General features: G+C 39.0%; 16 protein-coding genes and 1 other annotated feature. Of the genes, 1 reads left to right on the forward strand and 15 read right to left on the reverse strand.

Going from position 1 to position 18,411, the window contains the following annotated elements:
* The 10 genes from CBF29_RS12410 to CBF29_RS12450 all read right to left on the reverse strand — a co-directional run.
* A partial coding sequence (locus CBF29_RS12410; protein ID WP_170170076.1) for a transposase family protein occupies positions 1 to 349 on the reverse strand: 349 nt, incomplete at its 3' end.
* A gap of 191 nt (positions 350 to 540) precedes the next feature.
* Complete coding sequence (locus CBF29_RS12415) at positions 541 to 1,014, reverse strand: hypothetical protein (protein WP_126810043.1); 474 nt, start codon at positions 1,012 to 1,014, stop codon at positions 541 to 543.
* Positions 1,015 to 1,203: 189 nt separating this feature from the next.
* Positions 1,204 to 2,442: a peptidase T gene (pepT, locus tag CBF29_RS13890; protein WP_211334299.1), complete on the reverse strand. Its 1,239-nt coding sequence runs from the start codon at positions 2,440 to 2,442 to the stop codon at positions 1,204 to 1,206.
* Positions 2,443 to 2,463: 21 nt separating this feature from the next.
* Entirely contained in the window at positions 2,464 to 3,270 is an 807-nt protein-coding gene (locus tag CBF29_RS13895) for a Nif3-like dinuclear metal center hexameric protein (protein ID WP_425469904.1), read from the reverse strand.
* Positions 3,271 to 3,972 (reverse strand): tRNA (adenine(22)-N(1))-methyltransferase, encoded by a 702-nt coding sequence (locus CBF29_RS12425; protein ID WP_126810044.1) that lies wholly within the window; start codon positions 3,970 to 3,972, stop codon positions 3,271 to 3,273.
* Positions 3,973 to 4,179: 207 nt separating this feature from the next.
* Positions 4,180 to 5,283: an RNA polymerase sigma factor RpoD gene (gene rpoD, locus CBF29_RS12430; RefSeq protein WP_126810045.1), complete on the reverse strand. Its 1,104-nt coding sequence runs from the start codon at positions 5,281 to 5,283 to the stop codon at positions 4,180 to 4,182.
* 24 nt (positions 5,284 to 5,307) lie between these two features.
* A complete protein-coding gene (dnaG, locus tag CBF29_RS12435) occupies positions 5,308 to 7,167 on the reverse strand; it encodes a DNA primase (RefSeq protein WP_126810046.1) in 1,860 nt (619 codons plus the stop codon).
* A gap of 207 nt (positions 7,168 to 7,374) precedes the next feature.
* The gene (locus CBF29_RS12440) at positions 7,375 to 8,925 is read right to left on the reverse strand and encodes a PASTA domain-containing protein (protein ID WP_126810047.1); all 1,551 of its coding nucleotides are present in this window, start codon (positions 8,923 to 8,925) and stop codon (positions 7,375 to 7,377) included.
* The gene (locus CBF29_RS12445) at positions 8,918 to 9,592 is read right to left on the reverse strand and encodes an ABC transporter ATP-binding protein (protein WP_126810048.1); all 675 of its coding nucleotides are present in this window, start codon (positions 9,590 to 9,592) and stop codon (positions 8,918 to 8,920) included. Before CBF29_RS12445 ends, CBF29_RS12440 begins: the two co-directional genes overlap by 8 nt.
* A 13-nt stretch (positions 9,593 to 9,605) precedes the next feature.
* Positions 9,606 to 11,159, reverse strand: coding sequence for an ABC transporter permease (locus tag CBF29_RS12450; protein WP_126810049.1), 1,554 nt, complete (start codon positions 11,157 to 11,159; stop codon positions 9,606 to 9,608).
* 674 nt (positions 11,160 to 11,833) lie between these two features.
* Between CBF29_RS12450 and CBF29_RS12455 the strand changes: the two genes are divergently transcribed.
* Positions 11,834 to 12,499, forward strand: a complete 666-nt coding sequence (locus CBF29_RS12455) for an HAD family hydrolase (RefSeq protein WP_126810050.1) — start codon at positions 11,834 to 11,836, stop codon at positions 12,497 to 12,499.
* 215 nt (positions 12,500 to 12,714) lie between these two features.
* On the opposite strand, the gene CBF29_RS12460 is transcribed toward CBF29_RS12455, so the two are convergent.
* The 5 genes from CBF29_RS12460 to era all read right to left on the reverse strand — a co-directional run bounded on the left by CBF29_RS12460 (position 12,715) and on the right by era (position 18,410).
* Positions 12,715 to 13,098 carry a RidA family protein gene (locus CBF29_RS12460; RefSeq protein WP_126810051.1) on the reverse strand — a complete coding sequence of 128 codons (384 nt, stop codon included), beginning with the start codon at positions 13,096 to 13,098 and terminating at the stop codon, positions 12,715 to 12,717.
* A gap of 6 nt (positions 13,099 to 13,104) precedes the next feature.
* Entirely contained in the window at positions 13,105 to 15,201 is a 2,097-nt protein-coding gene (gene glyS / locus CBF29_RS12465; RefSeq protein ID WP_126810052.1) for a glycine--tRNA ligase subunit beta, read from the reverse strand.
* 1 nt (position 15,202) lies between these two features.
* The gene (glyQ, locus tag CBF29_RS12470; RefSeq protein WP_126810053.1) at positions 15,203 to 16,114 is read right to left on the reverse strand and encodes a glycine--tRNA ligase subunit alpha; all 912 of its coding nucleotides are present in this window, start codon (positions 16,112 to 16,114) and stop codon (positions 15,203 to 15,205) included.
* A 121-nt stretch (positions 16,115 to 16,235) separates the two neighbouring features.
* Positions 16,236 to 16,404 (reverse strand) — a binding site (T-box leader).
* A gap of 109 nt (positions 16,405 to 16,513) precedes the next feature.
* Complete coding sequence (recO, locus tag CBF29_RS12475; protein WP_126810063.1) at positions 16,514 to 17,398, reverse strand: DNA repair protein RecO; 885 nt, start codon at positions 17,396 to 17,398, stop codon at positions 16,514 to 16,516.
* Between the two features lie 109 nt (positions 17,399 to 17,507).
* Entirely contained in the window at positions 17,508 to 18,410 is a 903-nt protein-coding gene (gene era, locus CBF29_RS12480) for a GTPase Era (RefSeq protein ID WP_126810054.1), read from the reverse strand.
* Position 18,411: the final 1 nt, after the last annotated feature.

The raw sequence follows: 18,411 nt of genomic DNA on the forward strand, positions 1-18,411 counted from the left end.
TTATGTGCTCTGAAATAAAACAGTTTTCTTTAATAAAGTAGGGACTAGCAGTCGTATAAGAGTGACAGTTTCTACAAAAATATTTCTGTTTCTTCAGTTTCATCACTGTGGGCATGTGATGGTAGTTCTCCAACCGAATCATAGAAGTTTTAGTCCCGTTTTTAACCACCCTATAATTCCCTTCGTGGTCGATTGGACTTGAACCACATACTCGGCAAGCTTTAGGAGCGGGGAAATAATTAGCTTCAATAATAAGTGTTTGCTTACTTTGATAGCGTTCTTGGGAAACAGCTAAAATTTTTAAGGCTGGGTCTACAATTCTTAGTAATTTTTTGATATCATAAGTCATGGCATATAGTTCTCCTTGCTTTTTAGGTTTAGACGCTTTAATAGTAACAGAAGAACTATATGTTTTTTTATTTAATACAAGAAAATAGGGCTGATGAACCAATTTTTGATTCATCAGTGCCATAAATTATAGAGCCATTAAAATGTTCCAGTCTATCCTTTAAGACATGGAACGTTTTAATTCTTTTTTTGTTATGCCTGTGTTTCCTTTAGAAAAAAGCCTTCCTCTTCTAAATAAGCTTCTCCAGCTTCTTTCGTCTTGAAAATTGCCTCAATGCCCTCAGTCTGCATCACAATACCCCAGACAGGAGCAATATACCTTAAACGCAAGATATCTGCCCGATCGTCTTCCCAAACTTCTTCATAGCCGTCTGGAAACCCGTCTTCAGTTTTTTTCAATTCTTCGATTCCTAAACGTATCCGCTCTCTTAACTCTTCTTCTGAAGCGTTGATAACTGATATGTAGCCATCTTTTGTTTCGGAAGAAGGCAGATATCCGGCATATACAAAAGCATTGTGACTTTTAGGATGCAAATACTTTACTACAATCGTTTTAGCCACAGCACTCTCATTAAAATGGTAATTCAGTCGATTCATTGATACTTTCTGTTCTTCTAATTCTGGAAACTCTTCAATAATTTTTTTCTTTTCTTCAAATGTCAGCACTCACTGTCTTCCTCTCATCTCAACCTATACTGTATGACTTATATAACTATTGTTTGCTACTCTAACTGCCTATCCTCTGCATGACACTGTTTTTTTAGATTACGCAAGGAAAAAGCATCTGGGAGAAACACCTATCTTTTGTTTCTCTCAGATACTTTAAAACATCAATCATTTTACCACACTCGAACCTTAAACTTTGGCTTCGTTTAAGCGAATAATCTCCACAATCACATCTGTTGCTTTTTCCATGCTCTCCACTGCCACAAATTCAAAACGTCCGTGCATATTTTCTCCACCGGCAAAAATATTCGGTGTCGGGATTCCCATGTAAGAGATTTTTGAGCCGTCAGTTCCACCTCTGACAGGTTCGATTTTAGGAGTGATGCCTGTATTTACCATTGCCTCTTTAGCTAATTCAATGATACTCATATCTTTGGCAATGATTTCTCCCATATTATAATATTGATCGTACATGTTTACTTTTACTCTTTCCTGATCGAAGGCTGCGTTCAATTCGTTTTGAATTGCAGTGGTTTTTTTCTTTTTATCTTCAAATTTTTCTCGATCATGGTCACGAATAATATAACTAAGTTCTGCTTCTTCAACATTTCCGCTTAGTTTCATTAAGTGGAAAAAGCCCTCGTAGCCTTCTGTCTTTTCCGGTACCTCTTCAGAAGGGAGCAAATTGTGAAAATCAATTGCCAACTGCAATGCATTAATCATGGTGTCCTTGGCAGTTCCTGGGTGAACATTCATCCCTTGAATGGTAATATCTGCCTGAGCAGCACTAAAGGTTTCATAGTTCAACTCTCCTACAGGACCGCCATCCATCGTATAAGCAAAATCAACTGCAAAATCATCTACATCGAATCTGTCTGCCCCTACCCCGATTTCTTCATCAGGACCAAAGGCCACTTTGATTTTTCCATGTTTGATTTCAGGAGTTTTTAATAAATATTCCATCGCCGACATAATTTCTGCGATACCCGACTTATCATCTGCACCTAAAAGAGTAGAACCATCTGTCGTTATCAGGGTTTGTCCTTCGTAATTAGCAAGATTAGGAAAATCTTTGACTGTCAGCTTAAATTTTCCTTCGCCATCTAAAGAGATATCGGACTTTCCGTCATAGTTTTCCACAATTTGCGGATTCACACCAACTGAATTAAAATCTGCTGTGTCCATATGAGCAATAAAACCAATGCTTCTAACGCCTTCTTTGTCAGTATTGGCTGGTAATTCTGCTGTCACAAAGCCATTTTCATCATTGTATTTGACTGCCGACATACCGATTTCTTTTAATTCTTCCACTAACATCTTGCCGAATGCTACTTGGCTTTCTGTTGAAGGGACTGTTTTGCTTGCAGAATCAGAACGGGTATCAATTTTTACATATTTCAAAAAACGTGAGACTAAATTTTCGTACATTTTATCAAGCTCCTTTAAAAATTAGTAATAAATAAACGGGTTCGTATTTACTTCCGATTCAATGAAATCTACGTCCCAATTATACTCTTTTTTCCACTCATGACATAACAAAACGATTTTTGATTTGCAAAGTTCTTCAATATAGTGGCCTGCATCAATAACACTGCAACCGTCAGTAATCATCTCATGACCTGTGTGATAATAAACATCTCCGGTGATATACACGTCAGCTCCTTTTGCTAACGCATCATGATAAAATTTTTCGCCGCTTCCGCCGCAAATACCTACCCGTTGAATCATTTTTTCTATTGTGGGACTGATTAACCGCAAACCATCTAAATGAAAAGTATCTTTTACTTCCTGTATAAAATCTGTTAAGGCAACGGGGGTTGCTAAATTTCCGATTCGTCCGATTCCGTAAGATATTCCGTTTATTTCATGGGTCTTTGTGATATAGCCAGTGTCCGTGATACCCAACAATTCACAAAACCAGTCATTCAAACCGTCAGGAACAATATCCATATTCGTATGGGCTGCGTAGACTGCGATATCATGTTTCAAACAATCTCCGTACATCTTTTGCTGTGGGTTATCCGTAGACAAATTTTTAATTGGACGAAAAATCGGCGGATGTTTAGCAATTAGTAAATCAATTTTTTTGTCGATTGCCTCTGCCACGACTTCCGGTCGTACATCTAAAGTAATCATAATTCGTTGGACTTTCTTATTCAGTGTCCCGATGTGAAGGCCTACAGGATCGCCTTCTTCTGCTAACTCTAGCGGAAAATGTTGTTCAAACCGCTCAATAAATTCCAAGCCGTCTATCATTTATATCAACAACTCCTTCATCCATTCAATTTTTTCCTCGGTTCGGGAAATTTTTTCTTGGTCTCTTTGACCCGCTTTTTTCAATCCAGCTAAAATATACTGGTGTTTTTCTAACTGCTTTTGCCATTTTTCGTAAAATATTTCTGTTTGATTCTCAAGAAGTATGGGACCAAAAAAAAGTTCTTTTTGACTATAGCTACAGGCATCTGATTTTTTAACAGCAACAATGATTTCATAGATTTTGTCATCTTCTTTTAAAATCTCTTCATGGATAATTCCATAACCTGCTTTTGCCAGCCAACGTCGAAGTGTATATTCACCTACATTTGGCTGTAAAATCAATGTTTCTTGACCTGTCAACTGTTCTGTGTCTTGCCCACGTTGTAAAATCTCTCGAATCAAACTTCCCCCCATCCCGGCAATAGTAATCACATCGATGTTGTCTGAAGCTGTGATAACTTCCAGTCCGTCGCCTAGACGTACATCTATTTTATCTTGCAAGTTGGAGGACGCCACCAATGAGCGGGCTGATGCATAAGGACCTTCTACAACTTCGCCTGCAACCGCAAAGGGGATTTTTTTATTTAAAACCAGCCAAGCCGGCAAGTAGCCGTGATCTGATCCGATATCAGCCAATCTGGCATTTTTTGGAACAAGATCTGCGATTGCCTGTAATCTGGCGGATAATTTATGTTCATTCATTTGTCTATCAACTTCCTCAATTTATTCTCTTCAACATTATACCATTGTTTGTCACCACGGGAGTACAAACTATCCCATTTCAATAACATGATTCATTTTAGTTCCAGCAAATAAGATAAAATAAGCCATCTCATTAAACGAAATTAAATAATTTTTCTCCGGGAAGACAAAAACCAGAAATCAAATCGACTTCTGGTTTGGCAATGCTTATTCTAAAAAGTCTTTCAGTTGTTTTGAACGGGAAGGATGACGTAATTTTCTCAAAGCTTTAGCTTCAATCTGACGGATTCGCTCCCGAGTGACGCCGAACACTTTCCCAACTTCTTCTAAAGTGCGAGTGCGGCCGTCATCTAGACCAAAACGCAGACGCAACACATTTTCTTCTCTGTCGGTCAACTGATCCAACACACTTTCCAGCTGTTCCTTCAACATTTCATACGCTGCATGTTCAGCTGGGCTAGTGGCATCCTGATCCTCGATAAAGTCTCCTAGATGGGAGTCGTCTTCTTCGCCTATCGGTGTTTCCAAAGAGACTGGTTCTTGGGATATTTTTAAAATCTCACGAACTTTTTCTGTCGGCAAGTCCATTTCTGCACCAATTTCTTCTGGTGTAGGTTCTCTGCCTAAGTCCTGTAATAATTGACGCTGAATACGAATCAGTTTGTTGATAGTCTCGACCATATGCACTGGAATACGAATGGTGCGTGCTTGGTCAGCAATCGCACGGGTGATGGCTTGACGAATCCACCAAGTGGCATACGTTGAAAACTTGAATCCTTTTGTATGGTCAAATTTTTCTACAGCCTTCATCAATCCCATATTTCCTTCTTGAATCAAATCAAGAAATTGCATGCCTCGTCCAACATAACGTTTAGCAATACTCACAACCAACCGCAAGTTAGCCTCAGCTAATTTTTGTTTGGCTTCCTGATCACCATCTACAATCCGTAAAGCCAGTTCTACTTCTTCTTCTGCAGTCAATAAGTCAACACGGCCGATCTCTTTTAAATACATCCGCACTGGGTCATTGATTTTAACGCCTGCCGGTGCTGACATATCCTCCAAATCTTTTTGGCTGACTTCACTTTCAGTTTTTTCCAAACTTCTTTTTGCCGGCTCGCCGTCTTCATCCACTACACTGATCCCCTGATCCTCTACCCGCTGAATCAGATTATCCATGCCTTTGGCTCCTAATTCATAGGGAGTGGCGATACGATCTGTCAAAACATCGTACAGTACGGAGCCTTTGGGTTTATATTCTTTGATCACTGCTCTTACTGCCTGATCATAAGTTAGTTTTTTTTCTGCCATGGAAGAAATCCCCTTTCTAAGTTCCTAATGATTCTTCAATTTCTTTTGAATTTCAATTATTTCGATTGACAAAGCCAACTCTAATTCTTTATCGCCGACTCTGGCAGCTTCTTTCTGATTTTTTAATTTTTCTTTTTTTAGTACTTCAAGACTGTTTTTTCCGATAACTCTTATATAATCGTCAATTTCCTGACTGGTACTTTCTTCTGACATCTCTAAATAAGAAATTTCAATTAATTTACGTCGCAAGTGATCCTCTTGTAAATAATTTAAAAAATCAGCTTCAACAAATTGACCATGCAGCATCATATACGTTTCAAAATGAGTAAACAATTCCTGATAGTCATCATGAGCAAAAGAAAAGTCTTTCTCTCTTTTTAAACGATTAACCACCGTCTGCTCATGGAAAATCCGATACAAAAGCATCTGCTCTGTCTTTTCCATAAGTGTCAACTTTGACTCTTGCTGGACCTGCGGTGTCGTCCTCTCAATGGCTGTTTCATTCCCATTGGCCTGATGGCGACGTCGTTGCTGACGACGCTGCTGTCTTTCAGTCGTCAGGACTTTATCAACTTCCGCTTGGATCGCTTCTTCTGAAATATCAAACATTTCCGATAATTGATGGGTGTAAACTTCACGTTCAATCACTGATGGGACACTCGCCAGTTCTTTGATCATCTGATCCAGATAGGCCAGTCTTTCATGTTCATTTTCCAGATTTTTATCTTGTTTAAAATAGAGCATTTTAAAAGTAAAAGGGGATTCCCGATGGTTTTTTACTTGCTCTTTAAAACGTTCCCCGCCATATGTTTGAATATAATCATCAGGGTCAAGGTTTTCCGGCAGCATCAAGATACTGACATCCAGTGAGGAATGATCTGTAAAACTCTGCAAGGCCCGATAACTTGCCTCTCTTCCTGCGTTATCTCCATCATAACAAATCAGCACTTTTTTTACGGTTCGCTGAAACATTGTCAACTGTTCGTTAGTCAGACTGGTCCCCATCGAAGCCACGCCGTTTTTAATTCCAGCGCCAGATGCTGATATAACATCCATAAATCCTTCAAATAGCACCAATTCATTTTCTTTTCTGCCGACTGCCCGCGCCTGATCGAAATTGTAAAGCACTTGACGTTTATTAAATATTTCTGTTTCAGGGCTGTTTAAGTACTTAGGCATTCTAGCTGATTCATAATTATCTTCTAAAAACAATCTTCCTGAAAAAGCCACGACTTTTCCTTGGGCATTGCGGATTGGAAACATTATTCTGGAATAAAAACGATCCAGCTGCTCCCCATCTTCTCTCTCTGTTACGAGACCCGAGCGGCTGATCACTTGTGTGTCGACATTTTCTTGTTGGAAAACTTGTTTCAGCAAGGTGCGTTCTGCCGGTGCAAACCCAATTTGAAACTCTGTCATCTGTTCTTCGCTGATGCCCCTGTCTTGCAGATACTTCAACGCATGCTGACCGACTTGGGTTCGAAGTAAAATATGGTGATACAACTCTGCAGCTTTCTCATGCAGTGCTATCAACTGACCATCTTTTTGCCGACGACTGTCTTCCCCTGGTGAAACAGCAGGTGAAAATTTAAAATCAACTTGAATATGACTTAAATCAGCGACTTTTTCGATTGCTTCCGGAAAGCTCACCCCGTCAATTTCCTGAATAAATTGAAACACGTTGCCGCCTTTTCCGCAGCCAAAACAATGAAAAATCTGTTTATCTTCTGCCACTGAAAAAGAGGGCGATTTTTCTTCATGAAACGGACACAAACCAAAATAGTTTTTTCCCGACTTTTTTAACTGGACATATTGACCGACCACATCAACGATGTTTGTGCCAATACGAATCTCATCTATGACTTCTTGTGGAATTCTATTCATGGTTTTATCACCCTCAAGGATTGTTTAAACTTTAACTGAAGCAAAAATAGCTGTCAAAAGTCGCACTAAAATGACCTCTTCTAGTGCGACTTTCTTAGTAACGTACACAAAAATACATCTTTTAGTATAACACAATTTTCGCAAGTAGGCAAAAAACTTATCGTGACATCTCAAAAAAGGAAGGTTGTTCAGACCTTCCTTAAAAAATCATTCAGCTGCTTCTTCTTCCACTTCGTTGGTTCTTGGGAGGGAATTTGCATAAATCCCATTACTTACTGCAATATTGACTGTGTAATTAAGAGGAACGTATTCGTTATAGTTGCTCATGTCCACAACAGTTCCTTTTAGTTCTTCTGAGTCGACGTAGTAAATCACATAAGAAATATTGGCCCCTTTGGACTGATAATCATTGAAAAAAAGTTCTGGCAAGTCCCCTTCGATCAATCCAATGTATGATTTCAGGTAAGGCCGGCCGCTTGAATAGATAACCGTAATAGGCTGAGCTTTATCTGCTTCAAAGATTTTTTTCCCGGGCTCGACGGATTGGCTGATCAACTGACCAAAAGCTACCCCGTCAGAAAACTGCTCTTTGACATTGACTGTCAAATGTTGATATTCAGCTGCAGAATTTTTGTTGTATTCAGCAAAATTGGGAACGACAAAGGCTTTCCCTTTAGAAATCGTCACGGTCATAGCATCTTTTTTTGCAACTTTTTCATTTTCCGCTACGCTCTGCTTGATAACAAATCCCTGTTCAATCGTATCCGAATCAGTTTCCTCATAAGTCATGGCTATGTCATTTTTCTTTGCCCATGTTTCAACTTCAGCTTTTGCTTTTTTTACAAAGTTGGGAACATTGATGTTTTTTTCAAAAACTTCTTTCCCTTTGGAATAGGCTACCACCAGTTGATCTTTTCGTTTATATTTTTCCGCGGTCATCTCTTTATCGGAAAATTGTTGTTTGATAAACTTTGATTTTTCGATTTTATCGTCATACTCTGAAGTAATCGTAACATTTTCCGCTTTATTCTCTTCCACCCATTTTTCTGCTTGTCCCTGGTCCATGCTTGAAAAATCCGGCAGTTTGATATGATCTTCGGGATCTGGTCCAAGACTGGACACAACTAAAAATTTATTTTTCTTTTTGACCCGTTTGCCGACTTGTGCTTTTTGCTTGATGATATGGTTGACTTCCGTATCAAAATCATAGGCTTGATCAACCTCCAGCTTAATTTTATGGTCTGTTGCCCATTCACGTGCTTCTGAAAGGGGCTTACCCTTAAAATCCGGAGTCGTCACTGTCGTTACTCTATGATAGGCAAACAAAAGTATTGCCACGGCAATCAGGGCACCAACCGCCCCAAGAATGATTTTTTTTCTTCTCTTCAACTGATAGGATGGATCAGTTTCTGTGACTTCTTCTCTATCATCAGACAGTTCATCATCGGACAAGTATGCTGCTACTTGTGCCTGATCCGCTTCTGTCTCCTCACCACGAGCCAAGACGATCTCTTGCTCCCCATCAGCAGAAGTTACATCCACTATCTCATGTTTTTTAGCGATGTTTTTCTTTTCTTGATTGTCACTGGATGAATTAGAAGATCCGTTAGTTTCCCCAGTGTCAGATCTCTCTTTAGATTGTTTTCTATTCTTGTTGTGTTCTTCCGACTTGGTTTTATCAGTATCTTTTTTATCAGTTTTATTCTTCAACGTTTTCTTATAATTGTCTCGGCTAAAGTTAGATAAAAAATCACTCATATCGTGCTAGTCTGCCTTTCCTTAAAATATAAGTATCGTCAGATTGCTGGGCGATTTCATTGGAATGGGTCACGACAATGACACATTTGTCGTGTTCGTGAGCCAGCTTTTTGAAAATCGCTACGATTTCCTGCTCGATTCCCTCATCTAGATTTCCAGTAGGCTCATCCGCCAAAATAACATCTACGTTGGTAGCCAAAGCTCTGGCAATCGCCACACGCTGTTGTTCTCCCCCTGACAACTGATTGACTTGCCGATCAGACTTGCTTTTAACGATGCCGATGTAATCCAGCAAATTATAGGCAACTTCTTTTTGATTATCCGGTAATTTATTTTCAGTAATCGCCATCGGTACCATCACGTTTTCCACTGCGGTCAAATAAGGAATCAAGTTATAGCTTTGAAAAATAATTCCCACATTGTTGCGTCGGAAATTTTCATAGCCGATGTTGCGAATATCTTTCCCTTGATATAAAATTTTCCCTTCTTTTGGTGCATCAAGTGCACTTAACAATGAGAGGAACGTAGTTTTTCCAGACCCCGACTGTCCAAGAATCGTATAAAATTTCCCTTTGTCGAAACTAATACTGGTATCTTTTAAAATATATCTGCGCTGATCGCCGTCTTGATAGTAATAATTTACATCTTCCGTTGCAATAATCGCCATTCTACTCATCCTCCTACATCATAATTTTTTTAGGGTTTAACCGCATGATATAAATCAGCGGTACGATGGTCGACAAAAGAATGGTCGCCGTACCCACAAGATAAAAGGTCACGATATAACTTGCTGAAAGTTTCACTTCGTAAGCAGAAATTACATCCTCTTGACTAACAGTTTCAGTTCCGAGTTGTTGAAATTCATAAAAATCCGGGTCACTATACATTTCGTAATTTTCTGTTTGCTCTTGAGAGGCAATCAACGAAGAAGAGACACCATCAGCCACCAGATTGCCGGTAAAGACAGACAACGTAATTGCGACTAAAGATATGATCATCACTTCTACTACAATTTGACCGATGACTTTGACACGTTTTTCTCCAAGAGATAAGTAGACACCCAATTCATGTTTGCGGTCACGCAAAAACAGCAAAATCACGAGGGTCACAATGAGCAATGAAGCGCCCACAGCAACGTACAAGACTAATCCTGATATTTTTGACATCCCCGATAGAGGACCAGACACAGATTCAAATTGGTCACTTGAAATCAGTACCTTGTCATGTTTGCCGATAAGTGCTTGGGCTTCTTTTCTAAATGCCTCTGCATCTTCAGGATTTTTAAGCATGAAAAATGGTTGGTAGTAGGTGGTCTCTTCTGCCTCTTCATCTTTCATTTTTTGATATTCTTCTTCAGGGAAATCCCAAAAGTTAGGATACTCTTCTTCTAAGGAACGATGGTACTCTTTTTCAATTTTCATCACTGCTTCATTTGGCATATACACAGTGTTTTTCTGTTCCGCAAGTTGATAATTGTAATCAACAAAATAATGTTGATTGTCTTTCTCTTTATCTTTTCCTTTATTTTCTGTTTGCTGCACATCAAACAACCCTATAATTTCCACGGGGATGTCTTTAACAAAGGTCTTTGTATTTTCCGTTTCCTTGATGGAACCGTCATCAGTAAATTCTTCTCCTGTACGGCTGACCCGATCAAAAATAATTTTGTCCCCAATGGCTATTTTTTCTTGCTCCGCCAAAGTTTTTGAAATGATTCCCACTTGTTTTCCGCTGGATAATTCTTGTTCTGAAAACGAACGTCCCTCTACAAGCTTTATTTTCCCTTTTTTTTGATCAGCAATCTCTTCGGTATTACCCCCGACAACTGTGAAGCCCATGCCGCCGCCATAAGACACTGTGCCTTCTTCTTCTTCCTCAGGCTCGATAGCTTTCAACTTTTCAGTTTGAAAATAAGAAGGTACCGTATAATCAAAATACGCAACATAGGGCAGTTCCCCCACCTGCTTCGTCATAGCTAAATTCGTCAATGCGGACTCTTTGAAGGCAGATTCACTTTCATCTTCTGTGAGATTCATCATCGCTTCATAGTCTATCGAAATCGTTGCCGAAGCACCAAGATTTTTCTTTATGTTTTTTTCCACATTATTTGTAGACTGCTGAATCGCAATCGCACCTGCGATCACATTACCTAATATAAATACTACGGCAAATAAAATCAGCGATTTCCCTTTTCGCCTAGATACACTTGCCAACGCTCTTTTCCAAAAATTCATTGTATACCTCCTCTATTAAAAAACAGCTGACAACACAAATTTTTTCCCTTTTGTTCCTCCAATTTTGTTAACTTTAATTATAGCATAGCGCTTCAAATATTCTGCATGAACATTGCAAAAAAAGGTGTCAATGTTGTAAGATTCGCAAGAATATCCTCCTCTCACGAACTTAATGCGTTCATTTTCTTTACAGTACCACGGATTGCTTCAACTATGCTGACTTAAATATAGCTAAATATACGGAAGAAAACATCTTTAAAACATCTAGTGGTGTTTGTGTCTATAAGGAAAAATCTGATGTTAAAATATTTTTAGCAAATTTAATTTTGTTCAAAAATAACATCCCTTAAAATTATATATCATATTATATTCGAAGAATCCCGAAAGTAACCGTCATCATGAAACATTGACTTTAGATAGTTGTTTTGCTACCATTTATTATACTTTATAAAATAAAACGTATTTATACAATCACCCTCATAGAGCATAAAGTTTGATGTTTTAGCTCAACTAAACCTCGAAAAAAAGATGATTACTCTTTTTTCACTCTATAATCTCGCTAAAAAAGTTCGAATAATCCATCTTTTACATATCAGTTATTTAAAAAGGAATCCAAGGTTGATTTTTGTATCATTAGATAATTTATGATACCAATGAAAAATAGGAGGAAAACAATGCAATCGATTATTTTTGATTTTAATGGTACGTTGTTCAGTGATTCTCATTTGCATGAACAGGCATGGCAGCAGTTTATTCAGGAACTGATTGGCCGGAAATTTACTCCAGAGGAATTTGACCATATCCATGGACGGACTAATCATTTGGTCATGGAAAAGATTTTAGGAAAATCCCTGAGTGATGCAGAAGGTGAAAAGTTATCTAATCGCAAGGAAGCTATTTACCGGGATTTGGTACTGGAGGATAAAAACCCAAAATTAATCAAAGGAGTCACAGAATATTTTGATTTTTTAAAAGACAAAAAATGTCCAATGAATATTGCAACGGTATCGCCAAAAGTCAATGTTGATTTTTATTTTGATATTTTTCAGCTCGGACGTTGGTTCGACTATGAACATGTGGTATACAATGACGGAACTTTAAAAAGCAAACCTGCGCCTGATTTTTATATTCAAGCAGCATTAAATATTGGTGGCAACCTTGATCGCATGATCGTTTTTGAAGATTCTCCGATTGGATTACAAGGTGCTGCCAACGCCAAAGCCGAACATATTATTGCCGTCTCAACTGAAGGAAATCATCAGAAATTAGAGGATACTGGACTCGTTGATTTTGTCATTGATGATTTTTTGGACGTAAGAATCAAAGAAATCATACGCTAAGAAATTCTGTTAACTCAAGTAAATAATCATAAAAATATCAAGCCGATAATGAAGAATACTATTCTCCATTGTCGGCTTGATGACGTCTCAACTGTTATTTGATTTTCGATGGCACAAGTAAATACATAAAACATTTTTTACTAAATCTGTATCAAAACCTTATTGTCCCAAACGTTCAGGCCAACGCAACTTTTCTATTTCAACAAATATTTTGTCTACTGATTTAGTGTAGCGATAAATTCAACTTCCACACAAACATCTTTAGGCAATCTGGCAACTTCCACACAAGAACGGGCTGGCACTTTCCCCTCAGATAAATACTGGCCATAGACCTCATTAAAAGCAGCAAAGTCATTCATATCACTTAAAAAGCAAGTTGTTTTTATAATATGGTCAAATGACAACTCTTCTGATGCCAAAATACCTTTAATATTTTCCATCACTCGAAGGGTTTGCTCCTTGATTTCTGTTCCGACTATCTCTCCAGTTTCAGGATGAAGAGGAATCTGACCGGAAGAAAATAACAAATCACCAATAATCTTCCCTTGGGCATAAGGCCCGATCGCTTGCGGGGCTGCAGTAGTTTCTACATTTTTCATGTGTTGTCACTCCTTATTTTTTATTGTCAATAAATCTATGCTTGCAAATGCCGAGGCCAAATCTGAAATCAGCATCAGCTGTCTCAAACGATTATTTCTTTTTCCTTCATCATCTGCCATGACCATGGTACTGTCAAAATATTTTTCAATCAAAGGGGCAAGGTCTTTTAAGGCAAGATAAGTATCCTCTGGTTCATGTTTTTTAACCTTCGTAAGCAATTGATTGACCGCATGGAATAATTCTTTTTCTTCTTCATTTTCAAATAGGCTTTCATCTACCGGTATATGAATGTCTTCCTGAAGCAATTCTTCACCTTTTTTAGCCAAATTAGTCACTCGTCCCAGTGCTTCCATAGCACTCTTGTAATCACTGTCTTGCTGATGTTTTTTCAAAATACGAGCGGCATCGATCATTTTTATCAAATTGCTTTGTTTGGCATTCGTGACTGCTTCGATAACGTCGTGGCGAATATCATCACTTGATAAAAACTGTTTTAGGCGTGCCTTCATAAAGTCAAATACTTTCTGATTATCAGTGGACAATTGTACACCAAATTTGTCTGGATTATCGTTGATGATTTCAGCAATTTCTTCTTGAAGACGTAAAATCGGGTAATCCCAACCCTTATCTTCAACGATGCGGATAATGCCATAAGTTTGACGACGCAAAGCATAAGGGTCATTGGAACCGGTAGGCACCATGCCGGCGTTGAAGAAAGTTGTCACTGTATCTAATTTGTCAGCGACTGCCAAGACAGCTCCCACGTTAGAAACAGGTAAGACCCCTTCGCTGGATGATGGCAGATAGTGTTCACGGATGGCTTGGGCAACAGCAGGACGCTCCCCTTTTATCAAGGCATATTTTTCTCCCATCACTCCTTGCAGTTCGGGAAATTCTCCCACCATGCTGGTCATTAAATCAAATTTATAGATAGCAGCTGCCCGCTCTAAATCTTTTAATTCTTCTTCGGTCAGCTTAACTTGTTCGCCGATAAGTTTGGCGATACTTGCCACACGCTGCATTTTCTCATAGATAGAGCCGATCTTTTCGTGAAATGTCACTTTTCTTAACCGATTGACATACTCCTCTATGGCAACTTGCTGGTCCTCTTCATAAAAGAAAACGGCGTCTTCCAAACGGGCCACTAAAACTTTTTCGTTCCCGCTGATCACATTGTCCAAGTATTGATCGTTGCCGTTACGTACACCAATAAAGTAAGGCAATAATTTTTCATCCCTATCGCGGACTTCAAAATAACGCTGGTGCTCTTTCATAGAAATGATTAACGCTTCTTCAGGAATGTCCAAATATTTCTCAGCATAATTTCCGGCAAAAGCAGTAGGATATTCAACAAGATTGTTAACTTCTTCAAGGAGCTTTTCATCAAGAGAGATATGCCAATGATTTTTTTCAGCAATCTCACGAATTTGCTCACGAATCATTGCTTTTCTCTCCATAGCATCGGCAATCACAAATTGTTCTCGTAAGTTAGTTTCATAGTCTTTACTGTGCTCGATCACCGTATCTGTCCCTAAAAAGCGATGCCCCCGAGAAACATTGCCGCTTGTCACATTTAAAAAATTCAATGGGATGATTTGGTCATCTAAAAGGCTGACTATCCAGTGTATGGGGCGGATAAATTCCGTATCGAAACTGCCCCAGCGCATGGTGACAGGAAAATGTAATGCTTTTAAGATATCCAAAGCCGATGTTAAAACTTTCTCCGCTGCTTCGCCGGAAATAAACTTATCGGCGTAAACATATTCGACGCCCTTGACTTCCTTCATATACAGTTCCTCTAAAGAAACTCCTTGGCCTCGAGCAAAACCTTCAGCAGCCCTAGTCCAATTCCCGTCTTCGTCAACGGCTATTCTCTTAGCCGGCCCCTTGGCATTTTCTTCTACATCTGTTTGTTTTTCAGCCAAATTTATCACTTTTAATGCCAGCCTTCTTGGCGTGGCATACGTTTCGATTGTGTCATAAGATAAGCGATTATCCTTTAGAAAGTTTGCCATCCCTTCCTTGAGTTGATTGACTGAAGAAGTCACAACTCGGGCAGGCATTTCTTCCAAACCGATTTCTAATAAATATGTTTTTGTCATCTTATGCTCTCTCCTTTTCCTCGTACTCGACTTCTTTTGACAACAGCGGAAAGCCTAATTTTCTTCTTTCTTCCACGAAAGCTTTCGCTAATTCTCTAGCCATCTTGCGAATACGGGCCAAATAACCGGCACGTTCAGTCACAGAAACAGCTCCTCTAGCATCCAGCAAGTTAAAGGTATGGCTGCATTTCAAAACATAGTCATAGGCTGGATGAACTAACCCTAGTTCAATACACCGCTGTGCCTCACGTTGATACATCTCAAAAAGCGTTAAGAGCATCTCTTGACTGCTCTCTTCAAAAGAATATTTAGAGTGTTCATATTCCGGTTCTACAAAAATTTCTCCGTATTTCACGCCGTGGGTCCACTCCAAATCATACACACTCTCTACCTCTTGGATATATGAAGCCAACCGCTCAATCCCATAAGTTAACTCGACTGTCACAGGTTTACATTCCAATCCGCCCGCTTGTTGAAAATAGGTGAATTGTGTGATTTCCATACCATCCAGCCAAACTTCCCATCCTAGACCAGCACAACCCATAGATGGATTTTCCCAATTGTCTTCAACAAAACGGATGTCATGTTTCAATGGGTCTATCCCTAATTTTTGCAAACTTTCCAAATAAATTTCTTGGATATTTTCCGGTGAAGGTTTCATCACCACTTGAAACTGATGATGCTGATACAAACGGTTAGGATTCTTGCCATAGCGCCCGTCTGCTGGCCGGCGAGAAGGTTCTACATAAGCTGCATTCCAAGGCTCTGGTCCAATAGCTCTAAGAAAAGTGTAGGGACTCATCGTTCCCGCACCCTTTTCTGTATCGTATGCCTCCATCAGCAAGCACCCTTGGTCAGACCAAAAATTTTGTAAGGTCAAAATCATTTCTTGAATCGTTAGTCCTTTTGTCATGGAAAATCTCCTCCCAGTAATTGAAAATTATATTTCCGACGATTGATAGTCGAAAACAAGCAACAACGTTATAAATCAATATGAAAAACAAAAAATCCCTATGCTTGACGAACGTGTCAAGCATAGGGACGAAATTATCGCGGTTCCACCCTACTTCCAAGAAAACTAACCTTGGCTCTTTATTCTTCAGCTCGGAAGCGCCATTCGACTGATTTTCTTAACCAGCTTCCACCTTCACCGGTCTCTCTAAAAAGAAAAAACAATCTACTCCTCTTCTTCTACGCATCTTTATTATATTTCTCTTATCATAGCCTTTAAAGCTATCTTTTGTCAAATATTTTTTAATCGTTTGTACTAAATACTAATCGAGGGAATTACTAGAGTACTTTAAAAGGCAACTCAATCTTCCCTGTCATCAAGTAAAGGCGGGTTCTGTTTATCTGAGTCGTCATAATTTTTTTCTGAGTCTTCAAAGCTGTGTTCCCCATCTGTTTGCGAGTTGGAGTTATCCTGCTCCTTGGGTGTTCTTAAAATATCTTCCCAGCTGGCCATCTTATCGATAAATTGTTTGCTTTTCAAAGAAACGCCGACAAATTCTTCATACAAGGCATCAATCATCTCCCGAAGTTCTTTTTTCGTCTGATCTGACACGCTGATAGTGTTGATTTGCTCTAAAGTGATACTGGAAAACATCCTGATAAAATGAATGGCACGAGGCGAGCCATGATAGCGACGAGGATCTTTGTAGAAATGTTCCTCGCAAAGAACACCATGATAGGCAGAAGAAAAATCGAATTTGCCTTGGGTCTTGCCGCAAATCCGACAATGAAGCCAATCAAAATCTAAACCAAACCGTTCTAAAATTTGAATTTCTAAAATATTTGTCAAAATTTGCGGGTCTTTCCCCTCATCCATCAGCTGCAATAAATTTCTGGTAAAACCGTAAAGGGCAGGGTCATAGATGCTGTCATCAATTGCCACATCTACTAAATTCAACAAATACGTAGCATACGCACTAATAAAAATATCTTGCTGGATATTTTTAAAATTTGTCACTTCTTTGGCATCATTCAAAAAAGACAGGCCTTTTTCATTGATTTTTCCAACATATACGGCTTCGGTGAATGGTTGTGTAGCAACAGTTAAGGGATTATTTTTTCTCATGGCATTTCGCATGAAAAACATCCGCTTGCCATACTTTTCAGTAAATATCTTAACTAATTTATCTTTTTCACGGTGATTTCTTGCAAACAAAATCAACCCCTTAGTTTCATTGCTTTGCAACAATTTCTCATCCCCTTCCCCGCTAAATTTTAACTAATTCTCTGCTCTCAAGTAAAGTAAATTTGACCTATGCTGATACAAAAAAAGCAAAAAGGATTATTAACTTATGCTAATAATCCATGTCTCTATAGCCCAAATCTTTGAGATATCTCTGCTTATCCCGCCAATTCTTCTCTACTTTAACCCAAGTTTCCAGATAGACTTTGTTTCCGAGCAAGTTTTCGATATCTTTGCGTGCCCTAATACCGATATCCTTCATCATCTTGCCGCCTTTGCCGATCAATATCCCTTTTTGAGTCGGACGTTCCACAACTATAGTTGCCATAACATGAATTTTATCATTGTCATCTCGTTCCATACTGTCAATAACAACTGCAACAGAATGCGGCACTTCCTCATGGGTCAGCTGCAAAACTTTTTCACGAATCAACTCAGAGACGATAAAATACTCGGGATGGTCTGTAACTTGCTCAGCAGGATAATACTGAGGCCCTTCTTCAAGATAGCCAGTTAAGACTTCTAATAAATTCTCGATATTATTCCCCTCAGTGGCAGAAATCGGTACTATTTCAGCAAAATCCATTTGCTCCCGGTAATCCTCAATCATTGGCAACAAATCATCCGGATGGACATTGTCGATTTTATTGATAACCAAAAATACGGGCGCCGATTGTTTTTTCAAACGTTCGATAATAAAATTATCTCCCGGTCCTCGTTTCTGGTCCGCACTGACCATGAAAAGAACGGCATCTACTTCCCGAAGTGCACTATAGGCAGATTCGACCATAAAGTCGCCTAATTTATGTTTTGGTTTATGAATACCCGGTGTATCTATAAAGACGATTTGACTGTCATCTGTCGTATAGACTCCCTGAATTTTATTTCGTGTTGTTTGAGCTTTATCACTCATAATTGCAATTTTTTGGCCAATCACACGGTTAAGCAATGTGGATTTCCCAACATTGGGGCGTCCGATGATTGCCACAAAACCTGAACGAAATGGTTTAGTCATT

Source organism: Vagococcus elongatus, from assembly GCF_003987645.1.
Lineage (GTDB): Bacteria > Bacillota > Bacilli > Lactobacillales > Vagococcaceae > Vagococcus_A > Vagococcus_A elongatus.

What these genes read in the sequence shown, in the direction of transcription:
- glyS (WP_126810052.1), bottom strand. Translation starts at nt 15,201, where the DNA reads ATGACAAAAACATATTTATTAGAAATCGGTTTGGAAGAAATGCCTGCC.
- CBF29_RS12460 (WP_126810051.1), bottom strand. Translation starts at nt 13,098, where the DNA reads ATGAAAAATGTAGAAACTACTGCAGCCCCGCAAGCGATCGGGCCTTAT.
- CBF29_RS12450 (WP_126810049.1), bottom strand. Translation starts at nt 11,159, where the DNA reads ATGAATTTTTGGAAAAGAGCGTTGGCAAGTGTATCTAGGCGAAAAGGG.
- glyQ (WP_126810053.1), bottom strand. Translation starts at nt 16,114, where the DNA reads ATGACAAAAGGACTAACGATTCAAGAAATGATTTTGACCTTACAAAAT.
- pepT (WP_211334299.1), bottom strand. Translation starts at nt 2,442, where the DNA reads ATGTACGAAAATTTAGTCTCACGTTTTTTGAAATATGTAAAAATTGAT.
- era (WP_126810054.1), bottom strand. Translation starts at nt 18,410, where the DNA reads ATGACTAAACCATTTCGTTCAGGTTTTGTGGCAATCATCGGACGCCCC.
- CBF29_RS12425 (WP_126810044.1), bottom strand. Translation starts at nt 3,972, where the DNA reads ATGAATGAACATAAATTATCCGCCAGATTACAGGCAATCGCAGATCTT.
- rpoD (WP_126810045.1), bottom strand. Translation starts at nt 5,283, where the DNA reads ATGGCAGAAAAAAAACTAACTTATGATCAGGCAGTAAGAGCAGTGATC.
- dnaG (WP_126810046.1), bottom strand. Translation starts at nt 7,167, where the DNA reads ATGAATAGAATTCCACAAGAAGTCATAGATGAGATTCGTATTGGCACA.
- CBF29_RS12440 (WP_126810047.1), bottom strand. Translation starts at nt 8,925, where the DNA reads ATGAGTGATTTTTTATCTAACTTTAGCCGAGACAATTATAAGAAAACG.
- CBF29_RS13895 (WP_425469904.1), bottom strand. Translation starts at nt 3,270, where the DNA reads ATGATAGACGGCTTGGAATTTATTGAGCGGTTTGAACAACATTTTCCG.
- CBF29_RS12455 (WP_126810050.1), top strand. Translation starts at nt 11,834, where the DNA reads ATGCAATCGATTATTTTTGATTTTAATGGTACGTTGTTCAGTGATTCT.
- CBF29_RS12445 (WP_126810048.1), bottom strand. Translation starts at nt 9,592, where the DNA reads ATGGCGATTATTGCAACGGAAGATGTAAATTATTACTATCAAGACGGC.